The organism is Verrucomicrobiota bacterium, assembly GCA_016871495.1.
GTDB lineage: Bacteria > Verrucomicrobiota > Verrucomicrobiia > Limisphaerales > VHDF01 > VHDF01.
On the sequence record VHDF01000007.1, the window covers coordinates 78992 to 88217 of the forward strand.

A 9226-nucleotide genomic window follows, 5' to 3' on the forward strand; every position below is an offset into this window, starting at 1 on the left:
TTTATTCCGACACGTAGACGTTCTTCAGTTCGGTGTAACCTTCCATCGCCGCCATGCCGAGATCACGGCCCAGGCCACTCGCCTTGAACCCGCCAAAAGGGGCCTCCACATGCACGGAGCTGTGCGAGTTAAGACTGAGCACGCCGCTTTGCACTCGGCGGGAAAGACGCAGCGCCCGCTTCAAATCCAGGGTCCAGATGGATCCGCTCAATCCATAGGGCGATTCATTGACCCGGCGGAGCATCTCTTCCTCGTCGTCGAAGGGAACCACGCACGCGACCGGACCGAAAATTTCCTCCTTCCAGCAGCGGTCGGCGAAAGCAACGCCACTCAGAATGGTGGGCTCGAAAAAATATCCCGTCCTCGAAAGTCGCCCCCCGCCGCACTCCACCTTCACCGCCCCACGCCTCGCCTCGGCAAGGAAGCCCTCGACCGTCTGCCGTTGGGAGGCGGAAGCCAGCGGCCCCAATTGAGTGCTGTCGTGCGAGGGATCCCCCATCACCAACCGCCGCGTGGCCTCCACGAACCGGGCCAGAAACCGGTCATAGATCGGACGCTCGACAAACACCCGGCTGCGCGCGCAACAATCTTGTCCCGTATTCGCGAACACACTCATCGGGGCGGAATCCGCGGCTTTCTCCCAATCGGCGTCCGCACAAACGATATTCGGCGATTTTCCGCCCAGTTCCAGAGAAACGCGCTTCAGGTCGCGAGCGGCCAGGGTCATGATGCGCTTGCCCACTTCCGTGGATCCCGTGAATGAAACTTTGCGAATCCGCTCATGCGTGGCGAGGTGGTCGCCGATCTCGGCGCCCGCGCCAGGTAGAATTTGCAGGACCCCCGGGGGCAATCCCGCTTCCCCGCAGATTTCACCCAGCACCAGCGCAGTCAGAGGCGAAATCGAGGCAGGCTTCAGCACCACGCAATTCCCGGTGGCGAGAGCCGGAGCAACTTTCCAACAAGCGATCGGGAATGGAAAATTCCAGGGAACGATCGCCGCGACCACGCCCATGGATTGCCGGAGGGTGAAGTCGAAACCACCCCGGCTTACCGGGATGGTCTGCCCAAAAAACTTTCCCACCGCTCCAGCGTAGTACTCGAAGACCTTGGCACCCAACCCGGCCTCATCCCGGGCGTCGGCTATGGGTTTGCCAATCTGCTGCATTTCCAACTGGGCGATGCGTTCCTGCTCCTTCCGAATGAGGCGGGCCATCTGAAAAAGGATCTCTGCGCGACGCCCCGGTGCCAAATCACGCCATCCTTTTTCCCAAGCCTCGTGAGCCGCGTGAATGGCATGGTCGGCCATGGCCGGATCCGCCGTTTGAACTTCCGCGAAAATCTCCTCGGTCGCGGGATTGATCAGTCGAAGAACGGGATCCGTTTTCGTCGATACGAATCGACCGTCCACAAACGGCCGGTCGGGAATGGAAACCCGCTTCGAACTCGCCGCCGTTCCTTCAGAATACATGGGCCGATTGGGCTTAAAAGTGGCAGGCAAGACAAGATCGAAAACATCGCGAACCTTTCCCCGCTGGTGCGCATTCAGCACTCCATTTGGAACCTCAAGAAACCGTGCCACATGGCCGTATTGTGAAATCCGATGAATTTTGCTATTTCTTAGGTCTCCCAAGCTGAGCCAATGATCGGGCTTGGGGGTTTCTCAATGGGTCACGGAATGGGCGATGCCCACGGCGACGGAATCCCGTTGGGATTCCTAGCTTTTGCGCATCTCGACGCTGCTGAATTGCCGGTTTCTAGCCAAAGAACTCCGGCGGGCCGGGGTGCGGAATGGTGAGTAACTTGAGCATCAAGTCAGTCGGGAGGTTGAAGAATCGTCACCTCCCATCTTGGACTCGCCTTGGGACGAGGAACCAGACCGGGAGGGCTGCGTTCCACCGCAGCCCATCTTGATCACCCTCGGAAAAGGTGGGACGGCGGTGGAACGCCGCCCTCCCGGAACCGAGGTGCATGGACACCTCGGGAGATCCGCATGCACGCCGTGGTTGCCCTGGGCAATCGTCCCCCAACAACGAAGTGATTCTGCTCGGTCTGCTGCGACTGGCTTTCAGCACCGTCGCGCTCCGAAGACGAAAGGATCCGGAGTTTTTACACTGCTTGTGCCTATTGCGGCAATTCGATGGTCGTCTGGACCAAAGCATTCACGGCGAGTAGCTTCCCTGTTGGGTCGCGTGTCCGGATGCGATTTGTGAACAAACGGCGGTGCCGAGAAACAAAAAAAGGGCGCTCCGAAGAGCGCCCTTGATGAAGTGAAAACTTTGCGAAATTCCGAGGCTTAGGTGTTGCCCGGAACGGCGAGGAGGTTGTTGTCGTCGCCAGAGTTCCGCAGTTGCTCGCGGAGCTTGGAACCGCTGACCTGCTGCACCGAGCCATCACCCTGCAGGATGTTGCCCTGGTTTTGGTGAATGTTCTTATCCCAACCCGCACCCTTGGTGGAGGTTTGGTTCGTGCCCACCTTCACGACCACAGAGGCGTTCTTGGCCAGCACATTGACCAATGGAGTGTCGTTCGTGACGTTGCGATCGCCCGCGAGAATGCTCTGGGGCTTGGTTTCGTCCGCTTCATATCCCAAGAAATAGCTGACGTTCGCGTTCTTGGTGAAAGGAATGCCAGGAGCGACAGCCTTTTCGGCGAATACCGTCGATTCCGCGCGGTTGATGTCGCTCGGGCAAATCACGATCTTCGGGGTGCTCAATTCGTTGGAAAGCGCAGCAAAATGCCTCCAAATATTCTTCGTGTCCGTCGCGGCGGTAAACTCCGAGGAACCACCCGCGTTGGTGGAAACCGCAAACGGGAATTGGTCGTTGTTGTCCGTGGCAAAAATGCGGAAAGCCAGGCCGATGTTCTTCAAGTTGTTCACGCATTTGATGCGTTGGGCCTTGGCTTTCGCCTTGGCCAGCGCCGGGAGGAGCATGCCCGCCAGAATGGCGATAATGGCAATAACCACCAAGAGCTCAATGAGCGTGAATGCTTTGTTTTTCCTTAGCACGCGATTCATAGAATAATGGGTTGTTGTTTTGGGTTAACGGTGCTGGGACTTTAAGCAAACCGTTTTTCAAGTGTCAACGGTTTTCCCAAAAAAATCTTAGCAGCCCCGGTGCCAGTCGCTCAACTCCCTCACCTCCAAGCTCCCTTCCCAAAAACTTCAGGTTTTTGGGCCGATTTCACGCATTTTTGCGTGAAGTTGACTCGCGCACAACCAACCTCACGCTTGTCTTTCGGCCGTTCCTCCGCATACTTCGCGCCCTCAACCGAAAATCATGAAATCCATCGGAATCGCCATCGTCGGATGCGGCGGCATCACCCTCCAAAATCACCTCCCAGGCCTCGCCCTTTGCCCCGAAAACCGCGTCGTCGCCCTCTGCGATTCAGACTCCGTCACCCTGGAGCGCGCCCGACAACAAACGGGTGTCAACACGGTCTCCACCGACTACCAGGAAATCGTCCGCCGGGACGACGTCCACGCCGTCATCATCGCCACCCCCAACGTCGTTCATGCGCCCGTCGCCCTGGCCGCCATCGCCGCGGGCAAACACGTGCTTTGCGAAAAACCCATCGCCATGAACTATGCGGAAGCAGAGTCCATGGCCAACGCCGCAGAACGAGCCGGGGTTCGACACATGACGGCGTTTACCTACCGTTTCGTGCCCGCCATGCGCTACCTCGCCCACCTTATCCAAAGGGGCGATCTCGGACGCCCCCTCCACTACCGATCCTGCCGCCTCCAGGACTGGGGTACACGCCATCTCGGCTGGCGTCAGCATTCTAAACTCGCCGGCAGTGGCGAACTCGGCGACATGCTGTCCCACCGCATCGACTTCTCCCACCTGCTCATCGGCCCCATGAAACGCCTCGTGGCCGGATTGCGCCGGCATCACGAGTTCCGGGAAGGCAATCCCAGCGACCTCGACGATTGGGCCGCCATCCTCGCCGACTTCCAAAACGGAGCCACCGGCGTCCTCGAAAGCAGCAAACTCGCCGCCGGACGCAATGAAAGCTGGCGCAGTCTGGATTACGTCGAAATCAATGGCGAGGAAGCCTCATGCGTTTTCTTCACCGGACGCTGGAACGAGCTCCAAACAGGCAAGTTGGGCGGCCCCGGTCTCGAGACCATCACGATTCCTAAGGAATTTTGGACTTGGCCAGGGTCGCCTCGCGACCCGGGGCAGGGGGATCCTCTCGTCACCTTCCGATACGACCAGGCCTTCGAATTCATCGACGCCATCCGCAATCAACGCCCCTGCCGTCCCTCGTTCCATGACGGTGCCCTGGCTCAAAAGGTGATGGATGCCGCCATCGCTTCGGCGCGCGACTCACGCTGGATCGAACTTTCCTAATTTCCTTATGACTCGTGTAGCTGCAATCACCGGTGCCGGCAGCGGCGTGGGCCGGGCCATCGCCATCGCCTTGGTCCAATCGGGTTGGAAAACCGCGCTCATCGGACGCCGCCCCGCGCTGCTTGAAGAAACGGCGAAGCTGGCCTCCACCCTCAACCCCCATGCCGCCGTTCGAGCCTTTCCCTGCGATATCGGCAACCACGACGCTGTGGGCGAGATGGCCAAATCCGTTGTCCAATCCCTGGGTGAAGTCGAGGTTCTGGTCAATGCGGCCGGCACCAACGCTCCCCACCGTTCCCTGGAAGTATTATCACTCCAGGATTACCGCGAGATGATCGATACGAACCTCAATGGCGCCTATTTCTGCACCCAGGCGTTCCTGCCCGGCATGCGCCAGCGCGGATCAGGGACGATCGTCAACATCGTCTCCGACGCCGGTAAGCTCGCCAGCCCCAAAGCCGGTCCCGCCTACGTGATGTCCAAATTCGGACTTTCCGGCCTCACCCAGTCCATCAACGCTGAGGAACGCGCCCGCGGGGTTCGCGCCTGCGCCATCTTCCCGGGAGACATCGATACGCCTTTGTTGGACAAACGACCCGCGCCCCCCGACGGAAACGCCCGTTCCCGCATGCTTCGTGCGGAGGACGTCGCCCGCTGTGCCTTGCTGGCCATCGAGCTGCCTTCCAACGTCATCGTGGAGGAACTCGTCGTTCGGCCCCGATAACGCAAACTCAAGTGGCCGGAATCCGCTTCTGGAACCATAACGCCAGTGCGAAGCAAGCCGCGAAGAGCCACCAACCTTGGCCGCACGTCGATAAACAGTCCACCAGGGGAATCCCACCCAGTAGTCCAGCCACGGATTTCCCAACCTGCGGTGGCTGTCTCCAAAAACTCCACCGCAAACACCCTACGCACCATCCGGCCACCACGATCGAACACAGGATGGCGAGCCCCCGGTATCCTGGACCGTTGATCAACAACGCAAAAAGGATCGGAACCGCCAGCAACAACAACGGCCATCGGCGAATCAAAACCCCTCCGCTCTCCTTCCTTGCCAGATAACTGAGTCCGGCGATGTAGGCCCCCATGGCCAAGGCGCTCCAAAGGGCGTGCCCGGTTACCCCGTCGCCCCCCGTTGAAGCAGCCAGCACGATCAGCCAGACCCGGCACGCCGCCATCAAAACGGGGCTCAGGACGAACCATTTGTGCAGGGCGTCATAAGCCAGGATCGTAAAAACCAACAACGCCACCCAAGGCGCTGTCATCGATCCCAGCACCAACAAACACAGCATTCCCAGCCCCAACCAAGCAAATCCCCATATCCAAACTTCGTTCCGCTCGATCTGTCCCGAAGGAATCGGGCGCTCAGGCCGGTGCGCACGGTCAAACTCCGCGTCAAAAGCGTCATTCAAAAACATGCCTCCCCAATAAACGAGCGTCGCCCCCACAAAGAGGAATCCCAGCTTCCCCCATTGGCCGCCCCCTCCCAAAAGCCAGCCTGCCAAACAATTAGACCACACGGTCGGCAGATTCGAAGTCCGGCCCAGGATCAACAGACTCCTCAGGTAAGCCGCAGGATCGCGCCATGGTGGGGAAGAACTCATCTCGTGCTTGGACATGGATCCTCAACCGATCCAGGTCTTGGCGCAAGCCCCCGGTTCAAGCCTCGTCGTTCAGCGGTGCATCCCGAAATGGTCTGCCGTGTGGCGCAGGCTGCCCAGCCTGCCGTATCGCCGACGGCCCGTCGGCCCGGTCGGTGAAGCACGAGGCCCTTCCGTGCTCTCGACGAGCCGGGTTCCCTGCGTCGCCCCGCAGGCTGGGCAGCCTGCGAAACAGCAGACAGGGCTGTCTGCGTTACCAAGACGACCCGGTCACCGACACCGCCTCGCTCCAGGTCAAATACCCGGCGCGGGAAAATCGGAATTCATTGTTGCGCGATTCCTAAGAGGAGAATGGCCGTCAAGCCAAACCGCGCTCCCGCAAATGTGACAGGGTCCAATCATACTCCGCGCACAATTGGTCCACGACGTCGCGGTTCTTCATCGATTCCGGCAACACTTCCCAGGTGTAAGTCTCCATTTCCACATGGCGACAGCGTTCGGGCGACCTCCCCAAATAATCCATCACCCCCAAGAGATGATCCGAGGTGCTGGCAAAGCCCTGCGCCGGGCGCGCATGCAAGGGGATGTGAAAATGAATCCGCCATTCTGTTTCGTCGGGATGATGGACCGCCAGCGCTTCGTCCAAATCCCGGTAGCGCCGCAACCCTCCCCCCGCCAGCTTCGCAACCACTTGATGGAAATAGACCCCTTCCACAAAAGGTGCCAGCGCCAACCGGTTGGCAGGCGAAGGGTTCGCTCTCAGCGCCGCGCTGAAATGAACCTTGCTCAACCGGATGCCAGAAGTTTCGATCCGCTTCAAAGAGGCTTCGGGTTCCTCATACTGAATCGCCAGATGGCAGGCGTCATAATTCACCCCCAGCCGCCGCCAGAGGCGTTCGTCGCCCGGACGATCCGCCGCCATGCGCTCCAAAAACTCCACCGCCTCCTGCGTCGTCTCCAGGTAACACAAGGGCTCGGGTTCGAGTCCCACATGCAAATCGCGCCCGCTCTCCAGGGATTTCGTCTCCAAATGCTCCACGCACTCCCACAAATGGCGCCTCATCGCGCGCTCCTGATCCGGCGTCCGGATGAACTCCTTGAACGAGCAGGGCACGGTGCTGAGGCTGCCCTCGCCGCCCGCGGGCGCCAGCTCCGCCAACAAATCAATCAAGCGGCGGGTGTAATCCAGCCGTTCCGGGGATGTCCAGTCCGGCACATAAACCTGCTCCTTGACCCGCGTGCCATGAAACCGTCCGTAGGGAAATCCATTGATGGTAAAAACATAGCAGCGTTCGCGATCCAGCCATTCGCGAAATTCACGCAAACGATCCGGAGCTGAAAGTTCAAGCGCCGCCGCCGCGCTCAACCGCAACCCGATGCCGTAGGGACGCCCTCCAGCCACCCGATCGCGCACGCGCAAGGTGTGGCAGCGCAACCCATCCCATGTTTCCGCCCAGGTCTCCCCGCGGTGGATGTTTGTGCAGTATCCGAGGTGAATGCCTCTGAGCAAATGCATGCCGTAAAGAGTCCCTTAGCCCATCCCGGTCTCAGGCCGCGGCCTCCGCGGTCCCGAATCGTTTCAAGTAGTCCGCATAAGCATCCCGCACGCCCTCTTCGAGTTCAAAGCGTGGCTTCCAGCCCAGGGCGAACATGCGCGAGCTGTCCATGAGTTTGCGCGGTGTTCCGTCCGGCTTCGAGGCGTCCCATTCGATCCGGCCTCGAAATCCAATTACTCGGGCCACCAACTCGGATAGCTCCTTGATGGTCACATCCGTCCCGCTGCCCACATTGATGAAAATCTCCTCGCTGTAAACCTCGAGAATCCGCACGCACGCTTCCGCCAGGTCGTCCGCGTGCAAGAATTCCCGTCGCGGCGATCCGGTGCCCCAACACGACACCACGTCCCGTCCGCTCCTCTGGGCCTCGTGAAATTTCCGAATCAGCGCCGGCAAGACATGGGAATGCTGCAGATCGTAATTGTCGTTGGGACCGTAAAGATTCGTCGGCATGGCGCTGACGAAATCACACCCATATTGGCGCCGATAGGCTTGACAGAGCTTGATGCCCGCAATCTTCGCCACCGCGTACCACTCGTTGGTGGGCTCCAAAGCGCCGGTCAGCAAGTACTCTTCGCGCATCGGCTGGGGAGCATGCTTCGGGTAAATGCACGACGACCCCAAAAACAGGAGCTTGCGAACGTCGGCACGATGCGCGTTCGCGATCAAATTGTTTTGAATCTCAAGGTTGTGCAACAGGAAGTCCACCGGCAGCGTCCGGTTCGCCTCGATGCCCCCGACCTTGGCCGCCGCCACCACCACGTATTCCGGACGCTCCCGATCGAAAAACGCCTTGACGGAGCTCGCGTCGCGCAAATCAAGTTCGGCCCGGGTTTTCCCGATCAAGGCCCGGCAGCCGCGACGCTCCAAGGCGCGCCAAATCGCGCTTCCCACCATGCCGCGATGCCCCGCCACGAAAATCCTCGTGTCACGATCGATGACGGGGGTCATAGCACGTTCGCCGCCAGTTCCGCCAGTTCCGACCGTTCACCCTTCTGCAACTCCACATGCGCCGACAGCGCGTAGGGCCGGAACCGGCTGATGATGTAATTGAATCCGTTGGACGACGAATCCACATAAGGATTGTCGATTTGATAGGGATCGCCCGTGAACACGATTTTCGTCCCCTGGCCCACGCGCGTAATGATCGTCTTGACCTCGAGAGGTGTCAGATTCTGCGCCTCGTCGATGATAATGAATTGATGGGCGATGCTGCGCCCGCGGATGTAGCTCAACGCCTCCACCACGATCGACCCTGAACGCATCAAGTCCTGGTTCCGACCGTGGCCGCTGCCCATGTTCAAATCCTCGAGATGCTCCAGCGCGTCGTGAATCGGCTGCATCCACGGCGCCAGCTTCTCTTCCAGCGATCCCGGCAAGAACCCCAGTTCCTTGCCCATCGAAATGGTCGGACGCGCCACCACCAACCGCCGGAACTCCCGGTCCTGCACCGTGCGTTTCAATCCGGCGGCCATGGCAATCAGCGTCTTCCCGGTGCCCGCCTTGCCCATCAAAGTCACCAGTTTGACCCGGTCGTCCAGCAAGGCGTCGAACGCGAAATGTTGCTCCCGGTTCCGCGGCCGAATGCCCCAAACTCCATCCCGCGAATCATGAATGGGAACCAGTTTCTTGCCCGCCGCGTCCACCTTGCACAAGACCGCCTTCTTCGGCGACGCGGCATCCACCAGGCTGCAATACTCGTTGGGGTGATGGA

General features: G+C 59.9%; 8 protein-coding genes. 2 read left to right on the top strand and 6 right to left on the bottom strand.

Annotation, left to right across the window (positions count from 1 at the left end; genetic code table 11):
* Position 1: 1 nt before the first annotated feature.
* A complete protein-coding gene (locus tag FJ404_03065) occupies positions 2 to 1468 on the bottom strand; it encodes an aldehyde dehydrogenase (GenBank protein ID MBM3821866.1) in 1467 nt (488 codons plus the stop codon).
* An 825-nt stretch (positions 1469 to 2293) separates the two neighbouring features.
* Complete coding sequence (locus FJ404_03070; protein ID MBM3821867.1) at positions 2294 to 3016, bottom strand: type II secretion system protein; 723 nt, start codon at positions 3014 to 3016, stop codon at positions 2294 to 2296.
* 262 nt (positions 3017 to 3278) lie between these two features.
* Between FJ404_03070 and FJ404_03075 the strand changes: the two genes are divergently transcribed.
* Positions 3279 to 4355: a Gfo/Idh/MocA family oxidoreductase gene (locus tag FJ404_03075; GenBank protein MBM3821868.1), complete on the top strand. Its 1077-nt coding sequence runs from the start codon at positions 3279 to 3281 to the stop codon at positions 4353 to 4355.
* Positions 4356 to 4362: 7 nt separating this feature from the next.
* Positions 4363 to 5079 (top strand): SDR family oxidoreductase, encoded by a 717-nt coding sequence (locus FJ404_03080; GenBank protein MBM3821869.1) that lies wholly within the window; start codon positions 4363 to 4365, stop codon positions 5077 to 5079.
* A 7-nt stretch (positions 5080 to 5086) separates the two neighbouring features.
* On the opposite strand, the gene FJ404_03085 is transcribed toward FJ404_03080, so the two are convergent.
* From FJ404_03085 to FJ404_03100, 4 genes are all read right to left on the bottom strand, one after another.
* Positions 5087 to 5974 carry a hypothetical protein gene (locus FJ404_03085; protein MBM3821870.1) on the bottom strand — a complete coding sequence of 296 codons (888 nt, stop codon included), beginning with the start codon at positions 5972 to 5974 and terminating at the stop codon, positions 5087 to 5089.
* A 340-nt stretch (positions 5975 to 6314) separates the two neighbouring features.
* On the bottom strand, positions 6315 to 7472 hold the full coding sequence (locus tag FJ404_03090) for a hypothetical protein (GenBank protein MBM3821871.1): 1158 nt from the start codon (positions 7470 to 7472) through the stop codon (positions 6315 to 6317).
* Between the two features lie 31 nt (positions 7473 to 7503).
* On the bottom strand, positions 7504 to 8451 hold the full coding sequence (locus tag FJ404_03095) for a GDP-L-fucose synthase (GenBank protein MBM3821872.1): 948 nt from the start codon (positions 8449 to 8451) through the stop codon (positions 7504 to 7506).
* Positions 8452 to 8459: 8 nt separating this feature from the next.
* On the bottom strand, positions 8460 to 9226 hold a 767-nt coding region (locus tag FJ404_03100), incomplete at its 5' end, for a PhoH family protein (protein MBM3821873.1).

Coding starts and splice junctions, on each gene's coding strand:
- FJ404_03065 (MBM3821866.1), bottom strand. CDS start 1,468: ATGTATTCTGAAGGAACGGCGGCGAGTTCGAAGCGGGTTTCCATTCCC.
- FJ404_03070 (MBM3821867.1), bottom strand. CDS start 3,016: ATGAATCGCGTGCTAAGGAAAAACAAAGCATTCACGCTCATTGAGCTC.
- FJ404_03075 (MBM3821868.1), top strand. CDS start 3,279: ATGAAATCCATCGGAATCGCCATCGTCGGATGCGGCGGCATCACCCTC.
- FJ404_03080 (MBM3821869.1), top strand. CDS start 4,363: ATGACTCGTGTAGCTGCAATCACCGGTGCCGGCAGCGGCGTGGGCCGG.
- FJ404_03085 (MBM3821870.1), bottom strand. CDS start 5,974: ATGTCCAAGCACGAGATGAGTTCTTCCCCACCATGGCGCGATCCTGCG.
- FJ404_03090 (MBM3821871.1), bottom strand. CDS start 7,472: ATGCATTTGCTCAGAGGCATTCACCTCGGATACTGCACAAACATCCAC.